24 protein-coding genes are annotated in these 18391 nt (G+C 71.1%); 19 read left to right on the top strand and 5 right to left on the bottom strand.

Features of this window, described 5'->3' with window-relative positions; all coding sequences use genetic code 11:
- Positions 1-46: 46 nt before the first annotated feature.
- The 16 genes from ADL01_RS36240 to ADL01_RS36165 all read left to right on the top strand — a co-directional run bounded on the left by ADL01_RS36240 (position 47) and on the right by ADL01_RS36165 (position 11376).
- On the top strand, positions 47-301 hold the full coding sequence (locus ADL01_RS36240) for a LapA family protein (RefSeq protein ID WP_053746318.1): 255 nt from the start codon (positions 47-49) through the stop codon (positions 299-301).
- 35 nt (positions 302-336) lie between these two features.
- The gene (locus ADL01_RS36235; protein ID WP_053746317.1) at positions 337-888 is read left to right on the top strand and encodes a GNAT family N-acetyltransferase; all 552 of its coding nucleotides are present in this window, start codon (positions 337-339) and stop codon (positions 886-888) included.
- A 49-nt stretch (positions 889-937) separates the two neighbouring features.
- Positions 938-1429 (top strand): phage holin family protein, encoded by a 492-nt coding sequence (locus ADL01_RS36230; RefSeq protein ID WP_053746316.1) that lies wholly within the window; start codon positions 938-940, stop codon positions 1427-1429.
- A 359-nt stretch (positions 1430-1788) separates the two neighbouring features.
- Entirely contained in the window at positions 1789-3156 is a 1368-nt protein-coding gene (locus tag ADL01_RS36225; protein WP_199835038.1) for an NAD(P)/FAD-dependent oxidoreductase, read from the top strand.
- Positions 3153-5024 (top strand): transketolase, encoded by a 1872-nt coding sequence (locus tag ADL01_RS36220; RefSeq protein WP_199835036.1) that lies wholly within the window; start codon positions 3153-3155, stop codon positions 5022-5024. Before ADL01_RS36225 ends, ADL01_RS36220 begins: the two co-directional genes overlap by 4 nt.
- A complete protein-coding gene (gene ligD, locus ADL01_RS36215; protein WP_199835034.1) occupies positions 5021-5944 on the top strand; it encodes a non-homologous end-joining DNA ligase in 924 nt (307 codons plus the stop codon). The genes ADL01_RS36220 and ligD overlap by 4 nt, the downstream gene beginning before the upstream one ends.
- A gap of 102 nt (positions 5945-6046) precedes the next feature.
- Entirely contained in the window at positions 6047-6352 is a 306-nt protein-coding gene (locus tag ADL01_RS36210; protein WP_078960975.1) for a gas vesicle protein, read from the top strand.
- Between the two features lie 91 nt (positions 6353-6443).
- Positions 6444-6872 (top strand): gas vesicle structural protein GvpA, encoded by a 429-nt coding sequence (locus ADL01_RS36205; protein ID WP_053746333.1) that lies wholly within the window; start codon positions 6444-6446, stop codon positions 6870-6872.
- Between the two features lie 38 nt (positions 6873-6910).
- Positions 6911-7711, top strand: a complete 801-nt coding sequence (locus tag ADL01_RS36200; RefSeq protein ID WP_053746332.1) for a GvpL/GvpF family gas vesicle protein — start codon at positions 6911-6913, stop codon at positions 7709-7711.
- The gene (locus ADL01_RS36195) at positions 7702-7968 is read left to right on the top strand and encodes a gas vesicle protein GvpG (RefSeq protein ID WP_053746313.1); all 267 of its coding nucleotides are present in this window, start codon (positions 7702-7704) and stop codon (positions 7966-7968) included. Before ADL01_RS36200 ends, ADL01_RS36195 begins: the two co-directional genes overlap by 10 nt.
- Complete coding sequence (locus ADL01_RS36190) at positions 7965-8621, top strand: hypothetical protein (protein ID WP_053746312.1); 657 nt, start codon at positions 7965-7967, stop codon at positions 8619-8621. The genes ADL01_RS36195 and ADL01_RS36190 overlap by 4 nt, the downstream gene beginning before the upstream one ends.
- On the top strand, positions 8618-9766 hold the full coding sequence (locus tag ADL01_RS36185) for an SRPBCC family protein (protein WP_053746311.1): 1149 nt from the start codon (positions 8618-8620) through the stop codon (positions 9764-9766). Before ADL01_RS36190 ends, ADL01_RS36185 begins: the two co-directional genes overlap by 4 nt.
- Positions 9763-10092: a gas vesicle protein gene (locus ADL01_RS36180; protein ID WP_053746310.1), complete on the top strand. Its 330-nt coding sequence runs from the start codon at positions 9763-9765 to the stop codon at positions 10090-10092. The genes ADL01_RS36185 and ADL01_RS36180 overlap by 4 nt, the downstream gene beginning before the upstream one ends.
- Positions 10089-10913, top strand: coding sequence for a GvpL/GvpF family gas vesicle protein (locus ADL01_RS36175; RefSeq protein ID WP_053746309.1), 825 nt, complete (start codon positions 10089-10091; stop codon positions 10911-10913). Before ADL01_RS36180 ends, ADL01_RS36175 begins: the two co-directional genes overlap by 4 nt.
- Positions 10910-11098 (top strand): gas vesicle protein, encoded by a 189-nt coding sequence (locus ADL01_RS36170; RefSeq protein WP_006376647.1) that lies wholly within the window; start codon positions 10910-10912, stop codon positions 11096-11098. Before ADL01_RS36175 ends, ADL01_RS36170 begins: the two co-directional genes overlap by 4 nt.
- Positions 11095-11376, top strand: a complete 282-nt coding sequence (locus ADL01_RS36165; RefSeq protein ID WP_053746308.1) for a gas vesicle protein K — start codon at positions 11095-11097, stop codon at positions 11374-11376. The genes ADL01_RS36170 and ADL01_RS36165 overlap by 4 nt, the downstream gene beginning before the upstream one ends.
- Positions 11377-11424: 48 nt before the next feature.
- Here ADL01_RS36165 and ADL01_RS36160 read toward each other — a convergent pair whose 3' ends face one another.
- The 3 genes from ADL01_RS36160 to ADL01_RS36150 all read right to left on the bottom strand — a co-directional run bounded on the left by ADL01_RS36160 (position 11425) and on the right by ADL01_RS36150 (position 14111).
- A complete protein-coding gene (locus tag ADL01_RS36160) occupies positions 11425-11595 on the bottom strand; it encodes a hypothetical protein (RefSeq protein WP_053746307.1) in 171 nt (56 codons plus the stop codon).
- Positions 11596-11657: 62 nt separating this feature from the next.
- Positions 11658-12491: a methyltransferase domain-containing protein gene (locus ADL01_RS36155; RefSeq protein WP_053746306.1), complete on the bottom strand. Its 834-nt coding sequence runs from the start codon at positions 12489-12491 to the stop codon at positions 11658-11660.
- Between the two features lie 126 nt (positions 12492-12617).
- The gene (locus tag ADL01_RS36150) at positions 12618-14111 is read right to left on the bottom strand and encodes a bifunctional phosphatase PAP2/diacylglycerol kinase family protein (protein WP_053746305.1); all 1494 of its coding nucleotides are present in this window, start codon (positions 14109-14111) and stop codon (positions 12618-12620) included.
- Positions 14112-14202: 91 nt separating this feature from the next.
- Between ADL01_RS36150 and ADL01_RS36145 the strand changes: the two genes are divergently transcribed.
- The 3 genes from ADL01_RS36145 (at position 14203) to ADL01_RS36135 (ending at position 16867) form a co-directional block, all read left to right on the top strand.
- Positions 14203-14859, top strand: coding sequence for a histidine phosphatase family protein (locus tag ADL01_RS36145; RefSeq protein WP_053746304.1), 657 nt, complete (start codon positions 14203-14205; stop codon positions 14857-14859).
- 73 nt (positions 14860-14932) lie between these two features.
- Positions 14933-16552, top strand: a complete 1620-nt coding sequence (locus ADL01_RS36140; RefSeq protein ID WP_053746303.1) for an ABC-F family ATP-binding cassette domain-containing protein — start codon at positions 14933-14935, stop codon at positions 16550-16552.
- A gap of 81 nt (positions 16553-16633) precedes the next feature.
- Positions 16634-16867 (top strand): DUF6158 family protein, encoded by a 234-nt coding sequence (locus ADL01_RS36135; protein ID WP_053746302.1) that lies wholly within the window; start codon positions 16634-16636, stop codon positions 16865-16867.
- A gap of 252 nt (positions 16868-17119) precedes the next feature.
- Here ADL01_RS36135 and ADL01_RS36130 read toward each other — a convergent pair whose 3' ends face one another.
- Both ADL01_RS36130 and ADL01_RS36125 read right to left on the bottom strand, forming a co-directional pair.
- Positions 17120-17662 (bottom strand): type 1 glutamine amidotransferase domain-containing protein, encoded by a 543-nt coding sequence (locus ADL01_RS36130; RefSeq protein ID WP_053746301.1) that lies wholly within the window; start codon positions 17660-17662, stop codon positions 17120-17122.
- Between the two features lie 36 nt (positions 17663-17698).
- Positions 17699-18091, bottom strand: a complete 393-nt coding sequence (locus tag ADL01_RS36125) for a DUF2795 domain-containing protein (protein ID WP_053746300.1) — start codon at positions 18089-18091, stop codon at positions 17699-17701.
- Between the last annotated feature and the right edge of the window lie 300 nt (positions 18092-18391).

Raw genomic sequence — 18391 nt, 5'->3', positions numbered from 1 at the left:
TACCTCCGGGCGCGCGAGGAGCCCCGGACCGGCCCATGCTGGCCTCATGAGCCCGAAGACCTCCGAGAGCGGCGGCAAGGCCGGTGGCAGGGCCGACGGTGCGCGAGGGCCGCTGACGCCCACCCGGGTCGCCGTCGGGGTGCTCGCCCTGCTCGCCCTGATCTTCATCTTCGAGAACACCCGCGCCACCAAGATCCGGCTGCTGATCCCCGAGGTGACCATGCCGCTGTGGATAGCGCTGCTCGCCACCGCCGTCATCGGTGCCCTCTGCGGGGCCTACTTCATGCGGCGCCGGAGGTGAACGAGGTGAACAGGTGCCGCGAGTAAGGTGATTGAGTGTCTGAGCACCGTGGATATCTCGCCGAAGGACCCCGCGTGGGCATCCGTCCGTTCACCTACGAGGACGGCGATGAGTTCATCGCCCGGGTACGGGAGAGCAAGGACCTGCACCACCCCTGGCTGGCTCCGCCGGCCAGCCCCGACGCCTACGCCTCCTACGCGGGGCGGCTGATCGAGGATCCGACGAAGGCCGGGTTCCTCGTGTGCGAGAAGGGCGACGGGGGCGCCGTCGCCGGGTTCATCAACATCAACAACATCGTCCAGGGCGGCTTTCTGTGCGGCGCCCTCGGGTACGGGGCCTTCGCGCACGCGGCCGGGCGGGGACTGATGGGCGAAGGGCTCGCACTCGTCGTGCGGTACGCCTTCGGGCCGCCGCTGCGACTGCACCGGCTGGAGATCAACGTGCAGCCCGGCAACACCGCCTCGGTCGCCCTCGCCCGACGCGCCGGCTTCCGGCTGGAGGGCTTCTCGCCGGACTTCCTCTACATCGACGGCGCCTGGCGGGACCACGAACGGTGGGCGATCACCTCGGACATGGTCAAACGCTGAGCTCTCGCCGGTGACGTTAAGCGAACCCGGCCGAGGGTACCCGGCCCCCATGGACCGCATCGATCACCTGGAACATCTCGACAAGCATCTGGTCGACGAGCTTGCGCAGGTGGCGCGCGAGGCCGTGCGCGACGAACTGCGTGACCAGACCCGTAAACAGCGCCGTACCGCCGCGCTGTACGCCATGTCGGGCGCCGTGGCCCTGTACGCGGGCGCGGCCCTCGCGCTCACCCTGGGACTCGCCCTGGCAGAGGGCCTGCCCGGGTGGGCCGCCGCCCTCATCTCCGCGGCGGTCCTCGGTGCGCTGGCCTACGCCCTGCGGAACATGGCCCGCCCGGGGCCCTCGCGCACGCACCCCCCGGCCGGCAGCGTCGGCGCGGCGGGCGACCCGCCGGTCGCGGCGCCCCTGGGCGGACTGGGCGCGCCCCCCGTTCCGCCCGTCCCGCCGGTGGCGCCCGGCGGACCCGCGCCGAACGTGGCCCCGCCCGTCACGCCGAGCCCGGACGACAACGATCCCGAGGGCCCGCACCACAGGGCGTGACGCCCCCGGGGAACAGAGCGGAACGGGCCGCCGACCTGGCCGGGTCGGCGGCCCGTTCCCCGTCCCTGTACAACGGCCTCAACGGCCCGTCAGCTGAGGCAGCACCTTCCTGCGGTAGAAGTCGAAGCAGCCGTATTCGGGCATGGGACAGCACCTCCGGAAAAGAGCGGGTCGGGGTCTGTCCCGGGTACCCAGCGGGCAGTGGGGAAACCGGCGCGAGGGGGTCGGGCGTGGCTGCCGAACGGGACGTTTGGGCGTTCTGACCAGGGGGACGCGGAAAGTTCCGGACGAGCGTCCACGGCGGCGTTCGTACGAATGTCCGAAGGCTCTGCATCCGCGACACCGCCGGAGGCGAAAACGTGAGTCGACCCCGCATCCTGATCGTCGGCGCGGGCTTCGCCGGGTACCAGACGGCCCGCACCCTGGCCCGGCTGAGCCGGCAGAAAGCCGACATCACCCTGCTGAACCCGACCGACCACTTCCTGTATCTGCCCCTGCTGCCCCAGGTCGCCGCCGGTGTCCTCGAACCCCGCCGGGTCACCGTCTCCCTCCCCGGCACCCTCCCCCAGGTGCGCCTGGTGCTGGGCGAGGCCGACGCCGACGGCATCGACCTCGGGGCGCGCACCGTGCGCTACACCAACCCCGAGGGCGAAAGCGGCACCCTCGGCTATGACCGCCTCGTCCTCGCCGTCGGCAGCGTCAACAAGCTGCTGCCCATCCCCGGCGTGGCCGAGAACGCCCACGGCTTCCGGGGCCTGCCCGAGGCGCTGTATCTGCGCGACCACGTGACCCGGCAGGTCGAACTGGCGGCTGCCGTCGACGACCCCAAGAGCCGTGCCGCCCGCTGTACGTTCGTCGTGGTCGGCGCCGGCTACACCGGCACCGAAGTCGCCGCGCACGGGCAGCTGTTCACCGACGCGCTGGTACGCAAGCGGCCCCTGCGTGACGGCATGCGGCCACGCTGGCTGCTGCTGGACACCGCGCCGCGCGTCCTGCCCCAACTGGACGAGAAACTGTCGCGCACCGCCGACCGGGTGCTGCGGCAGCGGGGCGTGGACGTACGCACCGGCACCTCCGTGAAGGAGGCGACGGCCGGTGGAGTGCTGTTGTCCGACGGGGAGTTCGTCGAGTCACGCACCCTGGTGTGGTGTGTCGGAGTGCGCCCCGATCCGCTCGTCGAGAGCATCGGGGAGCCCCTGGAACGCGGACGGCTGATCGTCGACCCGTTCCTCCAAGTACCGGGCCACCCCGAGGTGTTCGCGTGCGGGGACGCCGCCGCCGTGCCCGACCTCGACAATCCCGGCGAGTACACCGCGATGACCGCCCAGCACGCCTGGCGACAGGGCAAGGTCGCGGCCCATAACGTCGCCGCCTCGCTCGGCGTGGGCTCCCGCCGCGCCTACCGCCACCGTGACCTGGGATTCGTCGTCGACCTGGGCGGGGTCAAGGCCGCCGCCAACCCGCTCGGCGTCTCGCTGTCCGGGCTGCCGGCCGGCGCCGTCACCCGGGGCTACCACCTCGCTGCGATGCCCGGAAACCGGGTGCGGGTCGCGGCCGACTGGTTGCTGGACGCCGTACTGCCGCGCCAGGGCGTCCAGTTGGGGCTGGTCCGGTCCTGGTCGGTGCCGTTGGACACGGCGTCGCCGGAGCTGGCGCGGTTACCGGGCGCGCGCAGGCCACCACAACAGGCTCCGGAACAGCCCGCAGTATCGGAAGGAGAGTCGTGAAAACCGCCGAACCCCTGTACAGCTCCGCTGAACTCGCCGAACTGGGACAGCAGTTGCGCGTCGACAGCGTCCGGGCCTCGGCCACCGCCGGCTCCGGGCATCCGACCTCGTCCATGTCCGCCGCCGACCTGATGGCCGTACTCCTGGGCCGCCACCTCCGCTACGACTTCGACCGTCCGACCCACCCCGGCAACGACCGCTTCGTCCTCTCCAAAGGGCATGCCTCGCCGCTGCTCTACGCCGCCTACAAGGCGGTCGGCGCCATCGACGACGCCGAGCTGCTCACCTACCGCACGCTCGGCAGCAGGCTCGAAGGGCATCCGACACCCCGGCGGCTGCCGTGGGTCGAGACGGCCACCGGGTCGCTCGGCCAGGGGCTGCCCGTCGGCGTCGGGATCGCACTCGCCGGCAAACGGCTCGACCGCACCGGGTACCGGGTCTGGGTGCTGTGCGGGGACAGCGAGCTGGCCGAGGGGTCGGTGTGGGAGGCCGCCGAGCACGCCTCGTACGAGCATCTCGACAACCTGGTCGCCATCGTCGACGTCAACCGGCTGGGGCAGCGCGGGCCGACCCGGCACGGGCACGATCTCGACGCCTACGCGCGCCGGTTCAAGGCCTTCGGCTGGCACACCGTCGAGATCGACGGGCACGATGTCGATGCCGTCGACCGTGCCTACGGCGAGGCCGAGTCCACCACCGGGCAGCCCGTCGTGATCCTCGCCCGCACCCTCAAGGGCAAGGGCGTCGCGTCCGTCGAGGACCGCGAGGGGCTGCACGGCAAGCCGCTGCCGGACCCCGACGAGGCGATCGCCGAACTCGGCGGTCCCCGCGACCTCCGGGTCCGCGCACCCGAACCGCGTGCCGCCCGCGCGCTGCACGCCGTACGGACCGGACACCTCGAACTGCCCCACTGGGACAAGGGAGAAGAGGTCCCCACGAGGGACGCCTACGGGAAGGCCCTCGCCGCGCTCGGCAGCGCCCGGGGCGATGTCGTGGCCCTCGACGGCGAGGTCAGCGACTCGACGCGCGCCGAGGCGTTCGCCAAGGAACACCCCGACCGCTTCTTCGAGTGCTACATCGCCGAACAGCAACTGGCCGCCGCAGCGGTGGGGTTGGCGACGCGCGGCTGGATACCGTACGCGTCGACGTTCGCGGCCTTCCTGACCCGCGCCCATGACTTCCTGCGGATGGCGGCGGTCAGCGGAGTGAGCGTCAACCTCGTCGGCTCGCACGCGGGTGTCGCGATCGGGCCGGACGGGCCCTCCCAGATGGGGCTGGAGGACCTGGCGATGTTCCGCGGGCTGTACGGCTCGACGGTGCTGTATCCGTGCGACGCCCACCAGACCGCGCGGCTCGTCGCCACGATGGCGGGTCTCGACGGCATCGGGTATCTGCGCACCTCGCGCGGCGGGACACCGGTGCTGTACGGGCCCGACGAGGAGTTCCCGGTCGGCGGCAGCAAGGTCCTGCGCTCCGCCGGGCGCGAGGACCGGCTGACGGTGGTCGCGGCGGGCGTGACCGTCCACGAGGCACTGGCCGCCGCCGACGCGCTCGGCGCCCAGGGCATCCCGGTCCGGGTGATCGACCTGTACTCCGTCAAGCCCGTCGACCGGCCCACCCTGCGCCGGGCCGCCGAGGAGACCGGCGCGCTGCTCACCGTCGAGGACCACCGGGAGGAGGGCGGCATCGGGGACGCGGTCCTCGACGCCTTCCTCGACGGCCGGCCGCTGCCCCGGCTGGCCCGCCTCGCCGTCCGTACGATGCCCGGCTCGGCGAGTCCCGACGAGCAGCTGCACGCGGCGGGCATCGACGCCGAGGCGATCATGGCGGCCGGCCGGCTGCTCGTGGAGGAGGCGATCGTGCCGTGAGCGACGGCACGGTACGGCACGTGCGGGCCGGGCGGCGGACCGTCGAGGTCCACCGCCCCGCCAAGGTGCTGTTCCCGGGCGGTGACGGCGTCAAGGAGTACACGAAGGCCGATCTGGTCGACTACTACCGGTCCGTCGCCCCGTTCATGCTTCCCCATCTGCGCGGGCGCCCGCTGATGCTGGAGCGCCGACCGGACGGGACCGACGGCCCCCGCTTCATACAGAAGAACGTCTCCGACAGCTCCCCGGAATGGGTCCACCGGGTCGAGGTGCCCAAGGAGGGCGGTACGGTCGTCCACCCGGTCTGCGACGACACGGCGACCCTGGTCCACCTCGCCGACCAGGCCTCGGTGACCCTGCACCGGTGGCTCTCGCGCGTCGGCCGCGTCGAGTACCCGGACCGGCTGGTCTTCGACCTCGACCCGGCGGTGGACGACTTCGCGCCGGTGCGCGAAGCGGCCCTGTATCTGCGGGAGTTGCTCGACACGCTGCGGCTGCCGTCCGCGCCGATGACCACCGGCTCGCGCGGGCTGCACATCGTCGTACCGCTGAGCGGGCACCAAGGCTTCGACGAGGTACGGGAGTTCGCCAGGGGCGTCGCCGAGGTACTGGCCGCCGCGCACCCCGACCGGCTGACCACCGCCGCCCGCAAGAAGGAGCGCGGCGAGAGGCTCTACCTCGACGTGCAGCGCAACGCGTACGCGCAGACGGCGGTCGTGCCGTTCTCGGTCCGGGCGACGCCCGGGGCGCCCGTGGCCGTCCCGATCGGCTGGGACCAGTTGGACGATCCGGAACTGACCGCCCGACGCTGGACGATCGCCGACGCGGTCGAGCAGGCGCGCGGCGATCCGTGGGGCGATGTGCCGTCGCGCGGACGGGCGTTGGGGCCGGCGCGGCGACGGCTGGACTCGCTGGTCTGAATAGGCGGGGGTCTGAACACGCGGGGGTTGAGCACGCGAGGGTTTGAGGACGCGGGGGGTTTGAGCAACCGACTCCGGGCCACCCGGAGTTCAGGGAGACTCATGACTCATTCATCGAACACATCATCGAACAAACCCAAGTCGTCCATGGAGATCATGCGCACGGCGCGTGAGCAGCTCGCGGAGCTCACCGGCATGACCGCCGAGACCGTGTCGTCCCTCGAACGGACGGAAACCGGCTGGGCGCTGGACATCGAGGTCCTGGAACTCACCAGGGTCCCCGACACCATGAGCCTGCTCGCGAGCTACCGGGTGGAACTCGACGAACAGGGCGAACTCACCGGCTACCGGCGGGTTCGCCGCTACGAGCGAGGGCGTGCCGACGGGGGCAGGTCCGGCGGCCGGTGAATCCGGCCCGGTATCCGTGAACACCTCGCCGCATCCGTGAACACACCGTGCGCGGCAACAGACATCAACAGACAAGGAGGGGATGGACGGTATGACCGTTGTCCCGGCACAGCAGAGCAGTGGGGGAGGCGGCTCCAGCGGCCTCTACGACGTACTCGAACTCGTCCTTGACAGGGGGCTGGTCATCGACGCGTTCGTGCGGGTCTCCCTCGTCGGTATCGAGATCCTGAAGATCGATGTCCGGGTCGTCGTCGCCAGCGTCGACACCTACCTCCGGTTCGCCGAGGCGTGCAACCGGCTCGACCTGGAGTCCGGGCGCAAGCACAGTCCCGGACTGCCCGACCTGGTCGGTGAGATCACCGAGTCCGGTGCGCGGGGCAAGTCCAAGGGGGCGCTGTCCGGCGCCGCCGAGACCATCTCCGACGCCTTCCACCAGTCCCGTGACGAGGTGCAGGCCGAGCCCAGGCAGCAGCGCACCCGCAAGACCGCGGCCGCACGCCGGAAGGAGGAGCAGGAGTGACCACCAGCAGCGGTACGGAGTCCGGCAACGGCACGAGCATCGGTACGTACGTCTACGGCATCACCGCCGCCGACCATCCCGCGCTCGCCTCCTTCGCCGAGGAGTTGCGGGGCGTCGGCGACCCGCCGCGTTCGGTGCGCGTCCTGACGGCGGGCGCGCTGGCGGCGATCGTCAGCGACGCACCCGAGAAACTCCGCCCCAAGCGCAAGGACCTGCTCGCCCACCAGCACGTACTGGAGGAGGCGGGCGGAGCCGGCTGTGTGCTGCCCATGCGGTTCGGCAGCGTGGCACCGGACGACGACGCCGTCGCCTCCGTACTGGCCGAGCGCGCCGACCACTACCGGGAACGCCTCGAAGCCCTCGAAGGCAACGTCGAGTACAACGTCAAGGCGAGCCACGAGGAAGAGGCCGTCCTGCACCGCGTGCTGGCGGAGAACCCGGAGATCCGGGCGTACACCGAGGCCAACAGGCAGGCAGGCAGCGGGAGTTACGAGGACAAGGTGCGCCTCGGTGAGATGGTTGTCGCCGCGGTGAAGGCCCGGGAGGCCGAGGACGCCGTCGAGGTGCGGCAGGCGCTGGAGCCGTCGGCGGTGGCGGTGAGCACGGGCGTCGAGTCGACCGGCTGGCTGGCCAACGTGTCGTTCCTGGTGGCCCGCGACTCGGCGGAGGTGTTCCTCACCGCGACCGAGCAGCTCCGCAAGGCGCGCCCGTACCTCGACGTGCGGGTCCACGGGCCGCTGCCCCCGTACAGCTTCGTCGAGCCCGGCCCGGCCGAACCCGCGGAAACCCCGATGGGTGGCGTCGGGGCGGGGGCGGAGCAGAGCCGCGCATGGGACTGATCTCGGAGGTGCTGCTGCTGCCGTTCGCACCGGTGCGCGGCAGCGCCTGGGTGATCGGGCAGGTGCTGCACGAAGCGGAACGGCTGTACTACGACCCGGCCACCGTGCGCGCCGAACTCGCCCAGCTGGAAAAGCAGTTGGAGGCCGGTGAGATCGACGACGAGGAGTTCGACCGTCGTGAGGACGAACTCCTCGACCGGCTGGAGACCGGCCTGCGCACCGGCGCGGGCACCGACAACGGGACGGCACGAGGATGAACCGAGTGGGACTGGGCCTCGCGGTAGGGGCCGGATACGTCCTTGGACGTACGAAGAAACTGAAACTGGCGTTCGCCGTCGGAACCCTGGTGGCCGGCAAACGGATGCAGCTGAGCCCGCGAGCACTGGCGGAAGTGGTGTCCACGCAACTGCGTGACAACCCGCAGTTCAAGGAGATCGCCGACCAACTGCGCGTGGACCTGCGGGGCGTCGGCAAGGCGGCGTCGGGCGCGCTGGTCGAGCGGCAGGTCGAGGCACTCGCCGACCGTCTGCACGGGCGTACGGCAGAAGTCCGGGACCAGCTGGCGGGTGTCGTCCCGGACCCGAGGGGCCGGGGGCGCGACGCCGAGGAGGCCGACGCCGAAGACGCCTACGACGAGGACGCCTACGACGAGGAGTCCGACGAGGAAGCGCCCGCCGAGCAGGGCGGGAGGAGCCGGAGGCCGGCGAAGAAGGCGCCGGTGAAGAAGACGGCGGCGAAGAAGACGGCGGCGAAGAAGACGGCGGCGAAGAGGACGGCCGCCGCGAAGAAGGCGGAGCCCCGGAAGGCGACGGCGTCCGGTCGTCCCGCCGCGCGGAAGGCGACCGCCAGGAAGACGGCAGCCGGTCGCGGCACCCGGGTGCGAGCGCCCAAGGGAGGCGGTGAACGATGACCGACACGCTCAGGTCCGTGAAGTCCGCCGGATCCGGGAAGGGGAACCCGCTCACCGGTGTCGCCCAGAGCGAGGCGGCCGACCGGCTGAAGGCGGAGGTCCAGGAGTACCTGGCCGCCCAGGCGCAGCGCCTGTTGACGGGTGTCGGCCAGCGGCTCGGTGAGACGACCGTCAAACTCAACGACATCGCGGCCGGCAACAGCCCCGGCTTCGCCAGAATGGCCCTCGACGGCGGCCGTAAACTCGCCGACGGCAAGGGGCCCCTGCGCTCCGCCGTGGAAGTCGGCGCCTCACGCGCCAAGGACAGCGTGGTCGGCGCCTTCAAGAACCTGACCGGCGGCAAGGGCAAAGGCAAGCGCAAGGGTGGGGCGGGGAAGAAGCCGACGGTCGTCATCGAGTTCATCGACGTCGGCGTCCCGCTGCGCACCGCCTACGACCAGTGGACGCAGTACCAGGACTTCAGCACCTTCGCGAAGGGCGTGAAGGACGCGGGCCGCGCCGACGACACGACCTCCGACTGGCAGCTCAAGGTCTTCTGGTCCAACCGGAGTTGGAAGGCCCACACCACCGAGCAGGTGCCCGACGAGCGGATCTCCTGGTCGTCGGAGGGCGCGAAGGGCACGACGAAGGGTGTCGTCACCTTCCACGAACTCGCCCCGAACCTCACCCGGGTCCTGCTGGTCGTCGAGTACTACCCCAAGGGCCTGTTCGAGAAGACCGGCAACATCTGGCGCGCCCAGGGCCGCCGCATCCGGCTCGACCTCAAGCACTTCGCCCGCTTCATCACCCTCAAGGGCGAGACGGACGACGGCTGGCGCGGCGAGATCCGCGACGGCGAGGTGGTCCGCAGTCACGAGGACGCCGTCGCGGGAGAAGAGGACGACGCGCGGGCGGAGGCCGAGGACGAGGGAGCAGAAGAGGGCGAAGAGGAGGCGGAGGCGGAGTACGAGGACGCCGAAGCGGCCGAGCCGGAGGGCGACTTCGAGGAGGCGGACGACGAGCAGCGCGACGAGCCCGAGTACGAGGACGAGGACGACGGCGAGGCCGTCTACGAAGAGGACGAGGACGAAGCCGCGTACGAGCCCGAGCCCGAGGACGTCGAAGACGAAACCGAGTCCGAGGTCCGGGCCGGGAGCCGTCGATGACCTCGCCGGCGAGCCGGTTGCCCCAGCCCTTCAGCCAGGACGGCGGCTCCAACCTCGCCGACATCCTCGAACGCGTGCTGGACAAGGGCGTGGTGATCGCGGGTGACATCCGGATCAACCTGCTCGACATCGAACTGCTCACGATCAAGCTGCGGCTCATCGTCGCCTCCGTCGACAAGGCCAAGGAGATGGGCATCGACTGGTGGGAGGACGACCCGGCGTTGTCCTCCCGTGCCCACCGCGGCGAACTCGCCCGTGAGAACGCCGAGTTGCGTGAACGTCTCGCCGAACTGGAGCGCGGCGCGGCGCCGAGGGAGACCTCATGACCGGCCTGCGGTATGTGTACGCCGTCTGCGGCCCCTTCGACGCGGACCTGGGGGCCGGGCTGACGGGGGTGGCGGGCGCCTCGCCCGAACTGCTCGCGCATCGCGGCCTGGTGGCCGTCGTCAGTACGGTGCCGGAGGAGGACTTCGCCGAGGAGCCGCTCCGGCGCCGGATGGAGGACCTCGACTGGCTGACCGCGACCGCCCGCGCCCACCAGTCGGTGATCGACGCGCTGACCGCGGTGACGACCCCGCTGCCGCTGCGGCTCGCCACCGTCTTCCGGGACGACAGCGGCGTACGCGCGATGACGGAGGAACGCGGGGACGACTTCCGGCGCGCTCTCGACCGCCTCGACGGGCGAGTGGAGTGGGGTGTGAAGGTGTACCTCGAAAAGGCCGACGAGACCGAAGGGGAAAAGGATTCCTCGTCGGCCTCCTCGGCTTCGTCCTCCCTCACCGGCCGCGAATATCTGCGGCAGCGGCGGCGGCGCGTCAGGACGAACGAGGACAGGTGGCGGCACGCCGAGATCTTCGCCAGCGAATTGCACCGCACCCTTTCCGATCACGCCGAGAACTTCCGACTGCACGCGCCACAGAACTCCGTGCTTTCCGGTGCGACCGGACAGAATGTACTCAACGCGGCCTATCTGGTGCCGCGCAGCGATTCCGAGCAATTCATCGAACTGGTCGACCGGACCAAGAGTGACGCGGACGCGGCGACCTCCGGACTCAGGGTCGAACTCACCGGCCCCTGGGCCGTCTACTCCTTCACCGAGGAGTTCACGGAGAAGTCCACGGAGAAGTCCACCGAGGAGGACGTGTGACCGTCGTCGAACGTCGTGAGGTCGCCCTGGTCGACCTGCTCGACCGGCTGCTCGCCGGCGGGGTCGTCATCACCGGGGACATCACCCTGCGCATCGCGGACGTGGATCTCGTACGGATCGACCTGAACGCGCTGATCAGCTCAGTGAACGAACAAGTACCCTCGCCCTGGGGAGAGTTGACGTGAGTGGCCGTAATCGTCTCGACCTCGAACCCGACACCGTCGAACGTGATCTGGTCAAACTCGTCCTGACGGTGGTCGAGTTGCTCCGGCAGCTCATGGAGCGCCAGGCCGTGCGCCGCTTCGACACGGGGGAGATGAGCGAGGAGCAGGAGGAGCGTGTGGGGCTCACCCTCATGCTCCTCGACGAGCGGATGGCCGAGCTGAGGGAGCGGTACGGGCTGCGGCCCGAGGACCTGAATCTGGACCTCGGGCCGCTGGGCCCCCTGCTGCCTAGGGACTGACCGCTTACCTGTTACCTGTGTCTTACCTGTGCCGGGTTCCTGCGGTACCTACCAGCGATACCAGCGACCCCTTGATCCGCTCGCGCTCGTGCCCCGCACCAGGAATCCCAGGAGCCAGATGACCAGCACGATGAGCGCGATCCACCAGAGTATTTTCACTGCGAATCCGGCACCGAAGAGAATCAGGGCCAGAAGCAGTACGAGCAGAATGGGAACCATAGTGTGAACCTCCTGCACACCGAGTTTCCCGAAATCTGCGGATCAGACATCACCCGGTCGATTCAGGGGGCCTTTCGGCAGAGAATCTCTCCGTGCGGCACGGTGAACCAGGCGTCCTCCCGGCGTCCCCACTCCCGCCAGGCCTCCGAGACCGCCCGCAGCCGCTCCGGGGTCGCCAGCCCGCCTTCCGTGGCCCGGTCCGCGTACGCCGACGCGAGCGTCCGGTCCGCCCACAGGCCGCTCCACCAGGCGATTGCGTCGGCGTCGGCGAATGTCCACGTGCTGGAGGTGGCGTGGATGTCCGTGAGCCCGGCCCGCAGCGCCCAGGACTTCAGTCGGCGGCCCGCGTCCGGCTCGCCCCCGTTGGCCCGGGCCACCCGCCGGTACAGGTCCAGCCAGTCGTCCATGCCCTCCGACGCCGGATACCAGGCCATGGCCAGGTAGTCCGAATCGCGGACGGCGACGTACCCGCCCGGCTTGGTGACCCGGTGCATCTCGCGCAGCGCCCGCACCGGGTCACCCACGTGCTGGAGCACCTGATGGGCGTGGACCACACTGAACGTGTCGTCCGGGAAGTCCAGCGCGTGGATGTCCGCTTGCGCGAACTCGACGTTGTCCAGGCCCCGTTCGGCGGCCGTGGCCCTGGCCTGGTCCAGGATGCCCGGCGCCCGGTCGACGCCGGTGACGTGCCCGTCCGGGACCAGTGCGGCCAGGTCGGCGGTGATCGTGCCGGGGCCGCAGCCGATGTCCAGGATCCTCATGTGCGGCTTCAGGGAGCCGAGGAGGTACGCCGCCGAGTTGGCGGCGGTGCGCCAGGTGTGTGAGCGGAGCACCGACTCGTGGTGCCCGTGCGTGTAGACGGCGGTCTCCTGCGGCTGTGACTGCGGCTTGGACATGACCGTGCCCCCTTCTCGAACGACCCGCGTCGAACGACTCGCTCATCACCGTACGCACCCGTGCCGAATAATGAGACCGGCGTCTTGTCATGTGGACGCTGGTGGAGAAGGGGCGGGCAGTGGCGGTCAGTTGCCGCCGAGCGGTCGGTAGACGGTCAGTGCCTCCGGGAGCTTTTCGAGGGTCACCCCGCCCGACACCTCCGTGACTTCGCCGTCGTACGCGAGGAGGGTGCCCGGCGGCACCTCGTCCAGGTGGAGTCGGTGGACCAGGACGCCCGCGTGGGCGGGGGAGCGGGTCAGCGGGCCCGCCACGGCCGCCGCCAGGAGACGTAGCGCGGGCCCGCGACCGCCGTGCACCACCCGTACGTCGAGCCGCCCGTCCGCCAGGTCGAGCCGTCGGGCCGGCACGAGGCCCAGCCGGTGGTACGTGCCGTTGCCCGCGAACAGCAGCCACAACGGACGCCGCCCGCCCCGGAGTTGAGTCTCCAGAGGGTGACGGTCGGCGCGCAGGACACGTACCGCCGCGAGCACCCCGGCCGGCCAGCCGCCGATCCGGTCGGACCAGCGCTCCCGTTCGCGCACCAGCTCCGGATAGACGCCCAGACTGCATGTGTTGAGGAAGACGCCCTCCTGGTCCCCGGACCGGAACCGGCCCACGTCCACCCGCACCGCCTCGCCCTGCCGCACCGCCCGCCCGACATCGCGGACGTCCTCGACGCCCAGGTCGAGCGCGAAGTGGTTGAGCGTGCCGCCGGGCAGCACCACGAGTGGCAGGCCGTGCCGCAGGGCGACCGCGGCGCCCGTGTTCACCGTGCCGTCGCCGCCGCACACCCCGAGCACCCGGCAGCGTGCCGCCGCCTTCTCCAGCTCGCCGGGGAGGTCCTCAGGCGCGCACTCCACGATCTCCGCGAGCGGCAGCGCGTCCTCCAGGGCACGGACCCGGTCCCCGGTGCCCGCCGCCGTGTTCGCCACCAGGACCAGACCCTCGCCGTCGGCCAGCGCCGGGGCCGTCGCGTGCGGCTGGGCCGGGGGCGTGACCCGGTCACGGACCGGCAGGAGTTCCCGTACGACGAACGCGGCGCCCGCGCCCAGGGCCGCGCCCGCGAGCACGTCACTGGGGAAGTGGACCCCGGTGTAGACCCTGGACATCGCCACCGAGAAGGCGATCGGCGCCACCAGCGCCCCGAGGCCCCGCGACTCCAGGGCGACACCGGTGGCGAAGGCGGCCGCCGACGCGGCGTGCCCGGACGGGAACGATGTGGTGATCGGCTGCCGCTTCAGCTGCCTGACCAGCGGTACGGGGTCGAGGACGGGGCGCGGACGGCGTACCGAGCGCTTGCCGACGGTGTTGATCGTCGCGGAGGCCACGGCGAGGGAGGCGAGGCCCCGGACGGCGGCCCGGCGGGCCCGGGGGCTGCCGGTGGCCGCGAGGGCGGCGGCCGTCGCGAACCACAGGACGCCGTGGTTCGCGCCGCGGCTGAGCCTCGGCAGGACGCGCTCGGCGCCCGGCCAGTTCAGGGCGGCGGCGGTCTCGAACACCCGGAGGTCGAGATTCAGCAGTTTCTCCCGCACGGCATGGCGGCCGGGCAGCGGGACGGTGAGGTCGAAGTCTGCGGTCATGACGCTCTGGGTACCCTGAAGTGAGCCTTTTTGTCTTGTCGAACAGGTCACGGGGCTCGTCGCGAAGTCGTCAGGGCGAGAGGGAATCCGTATGCGTCTGCTGCTCATCCGGCACGGTCAGACCCCGTCGAACCTGAAGTTCCTGCTGGACACCGCTGTTCCGGGCGCCGCACTGACCGAGCTGGGGGAGCGGCAGGCCGCCGCGCTGCCGGAGGCACTCGCTGACGAGAACATCGACACGCTGTACGCCTCCACGCTCATCCGTACGCAGCTGACCGCCGCCCCGCTGGCCGGGGCGCGTGGCCTCGACGTGGTCGTGCGGGACGGGATCCGTGAGGTGGCCGCCGGGGACCTGGAGATGCGGGGCGACGACGAGGCCGCGCACACGTACATGACCACCCTGTTCGCGTGGGCCGCCGGGGACACGGAGCTGCGGATGCCGGGCGGCGAGAACGGGGTGGAGTCGCTCGGGCGGTTCGACGCTGTCGTCGCGGAGGCCGCAGGCAGCGGGGCCGGCACCGTCGTCATGATCAGCCACGGCGCCGTGATCCGGATGTGGGCGGCGGCCCGCGCGGTCAACGTCGACGTGCCCTTCGCCGCCGGGCACCGGCTCGACAACACCGGTGTGGTCGTCCTGGAGGGCTCACCGGCGGACGGCTGGAAGGCGGTGTCCTGGGCGGGCGCGGTCGTCGAGGCGGCCGGGCCGGGTACGGGCAGCGGGCCGGCGGGAGAGGCGCTGCACGGCTGAACCGAGGTACGGGCACGGGTGTGCGTTTTATGGGTTTGCCCAGGGTCGTGGTCGGCCCGCAGAATGCGTCCTCATGGGACACCTCGAAGCAGCGCACCTTGAGTACTACCTTCCCGACGGGAGGGCGCTGCTCGGCGATGTGTCGTTCCGCGTGGGCGAAGGGGCCGTGGTGGCCCTCGTGGGACCCAACGGCGCCGGGAAGACGACCCTGCTGCGGCTGATCTCCGGCGAGCTGAAACCGCACGGCGGGACCGTCAACGTGAGCGGCGGGCTCGGCGTGATGCGCCAGTTCGTGGGCTCCGTACGGGACGAGACGACCGTACGGGACCTGCTCGTGTCGGTCGCCACGCCCCGGATCCAGGAGGCCGCCAAGGCGGTCGACCTCGCCGAGCACGGCATGCTGACCGTCGACGACGAGGCGGCCCAGCTCCAGTACGCGCAGGCGCTCTCCGACTGGGCCGAGGCGCGCGGGTACGAGGCAGAGACCCTGTGGGACATGTGCACCACGGCCGCGCTCGGGATGCCGTACGAGAAGGCCCAGTGGCGGCTGGTGCGCACGCTGTCCGGCGGTGAGCAGAAGCGGCTGGTGCTGGAGGCGCTGCTGCGCGGCACGGACGAGGTGCTGCTGCTCGACGAGCCCGACAACTACCTCGACGTACCCGGCAAGCGGTGGCTGGAGGAGCGGCTCGCGGAGACCCGTAAGACCGTGCTCTTCGTGTCCCACGACCGGGAGCTGCTCTCGCGGTCCGCGCAGAAGATCGTGTCCGTCGAACCCGGGCCCGCCGGCGCTGACGCGTGGGTGCACGGCGCCGGGTTCGCCACCTATCACGAGGCGCGGGCCGAACGGTTCGCGCGCTTCGAGGAGTTGCGCCGACGCTGGGACGAGAAGCACGCCCAGCTGAAGAAGCTGGTGCTGAACCTCCGTCAGGCGGCCTCCATCAGCCATGAGTTGGCGTCCCGCTACGCCGCCGCGCAGACCAGGCTGCGGAAGTTCGAGGAGGCCGGGCCGCCGCCCGAGCCGCCGCGCGAGCAGGACATCACCATGCGGCTCAAGGGCGGCCGGACCGGCATAAGGGCCGTCACCTGCAAGGGACTTGAGCTCACCGGGCTGATGAAACCCTTCGACCTGGAGGTCTTCTACGGCGAACGGGTCGCCGTCCTCGGCTCCAACGGCTCCGGCAAGTCGCACTTCCTGCGGCTGCTCGCCGGTGACACCGTGAACCACACGGGCGAGTGGAAGCTCGGCGCGCGGGTGGTGCCCGGGCACTTCGCCCAGACGCACGCCCATCCCGAGCTGGAGGGCCGTACGCTCCTCGACATCCTGTGGTCCGAGCACTCGCAGGACCGGGGCGCGGCCTCGTCCCGGCTGCGCCGCTACGAGCTGACCGCGCAGGCGGAGCAGCGCTTCGACCGGCTCTCCGGAGGCCAGCAGGCCCGCTTCCAGATCCTGCTCCTCGAGCTGGAGGGTGTCACGGCGCTGCTGCTGGACGAGCCGACGGACAACCTCGACCTGGAGTCCGCCGAGGCGCTCCAGGAAGGGCTGGAGGCGTTCGAGGGCACGGTGCTCGCCGTCACCCACGACCGCTGGTTCGCTCGTTCGTTCGATCGGTATCTGGTCTTCGGCAGTGACGGGCGCGTCCGTGAGACCCCGGAGCCGGTGTGGGACGAGCGGCGGGTGGAGCGAGCGCGGTAGGGGCGTGGCTTCGCCCGTGCGACCACGGGTACCCGGTGCGTACCGAAGCACTGGACGACGGACGACGACTGGGGTGCCACCATGAACGGAGTCGAACCGGCCCGGCTGGACGACCAGCAGCTGATGAAGGAGCTGGAGACGATCCACCGCACCCGCCACGACACGCTGCTGCACGCCTCGAACGACGCGCTGCGCGCCCACAACGACCGGATGGCGCAGCTGGAGGGCGAGTACCTGCGCCGCCATCCGCGCCGCCCGGTCGCCTCGGGCCGCACCCGCGAGGGCGCCCGGGACCGGGACTGCACGCAGGAGTGAGCATCGGTGCCGCTGCCGGAACCCTAGCGCCTGTCGTCACATTCCCGTCGTCCCGCCCGGAGGGCGTGCATGGCGTCTCCAGGCAGACGGGAATGTGACGACAGGCCCTTAGGGATCCCGCAGCGGCACCGGTCGCGGCGGTGACGCTCAGCGGGGCACCGGGGGAAGAGTCCCAGGCCGGTGGGCCGCGACCGCCGCGACGAAGGCCCGGCTGTGGTCCTGCCGACGGCCGAAGGCCGTCAGGCGGGCCGTTCAGGTGGCCTTCTTGCCGAACTCGTTCACCAGCGCGTCGCAGAACGCCTTCAGGTCGTCCGGCCTGCGGCTGGTGATCAGGATGTTGGGTCCGTGGTCGCAGATCCGTACCTGCTCGTCGACCCACTCACCGCCCGCGTTGCGGATGTCGGTGCGCAGACTCGGCCACGACGTGAGCACCCGGCCGCGGACGACGTCCGCCTCCACGAGGGTCCACGGGGCGTGGCAGATCGCGGCGACCGGCCGGCCCTGGTCGAAGAAGTCCCGGACGAACGAGACGGCGCCCTCGTCGGTGCGCAGGAAGTCCGGGTTGGCCACCCCGCCGGGCAGTACGAGCCCGTCGAAGGACTCGGCCGCCGCCTCGCCGGTCACCTCGTCCACGGGGAAGCTGTCCGCCTTGTCGAGATGGTTGAAGGCTTGTACCTTTCCCCGCTCGGTCGACACGAGCACGGGCTCACCGCCCGCGTCGGCCACCGCCTGCCAGGGGTCGGTGAGCTCGATCTGTTCCACGCCCTCGGGGGCGGTCAGAAACGCGATACGCATGGGTTCCTCCTGTCCTTTCCTCGGGCTGTCCTTTCCTCAGGCGGGGCCCTCGGTCGGGCCGCTCACGACCGCCACGGCCAGCTCCTGCACGGTGGCGTAACGCGCGTTCCCCGGCAGCTCCTGAAGTGGCTCGATCAGGGTGTCGGGGGCGTTGCCGACGCGCAGAAGGGCGCGCAGTTCGCGCGGGCCGGCCGGGAAGGACGTACGGCCCAGATAGCGGGCCAGTTCGAAACGCACCGTCTCCAGTGCGGCGGGGGAGCGACTCGGTGCCACCGGACCGCCCGCGATCGGCGGATCGTCCTCGGCGGCGGGTTCCGGGTTGTGCCACTCCTCGGTGCGGGTCGGGTGGCCGGACCTCAGCAGGCCCTGGACCTCGTGTTTCATCTCATCGTCGCGATGGGCGCTGACGCGGCCGCTGCCTCGTTGCATGAAGGCCTCCAGACTTCGGGGGTGCCCGCCGCGTACCCGACGATCCGCTGCCGACACACCCCGGCGGCGAAACAGCCCAGCCGGGCCAGTACCGCCTGATCACAGCGGTGGGCCCACTCGGCTATCGCGACCAGGGAGTTGTGGCCGGCCGCCGTCATCACGCACACCCCGTCGCCAGGAGCGTGGGTAGGTGGTAGCGCACCACGTGGATCCCGGGGATCGGGCACCCGGGCCAGCGCCTGCAGCAAACCTGTGGGAGGCACCTTCCTGGCCGGGACAATGGACGAGGAGGGTGCCTCG

Source organism: Streptomyces sp. NRRL WC-3618 (assembly GCF_001280005.1).
Lineage (GTDB): Bacteria > Actinomycetota > Actinomycetes > Streptomycetales > Streptomycetaceae > Streptomyces.
The sequence above is the reverse complement of the archived record's forward strand: the minus strand, read 5'-3'. Positions and strand labels throughout refer to the sequence as shown.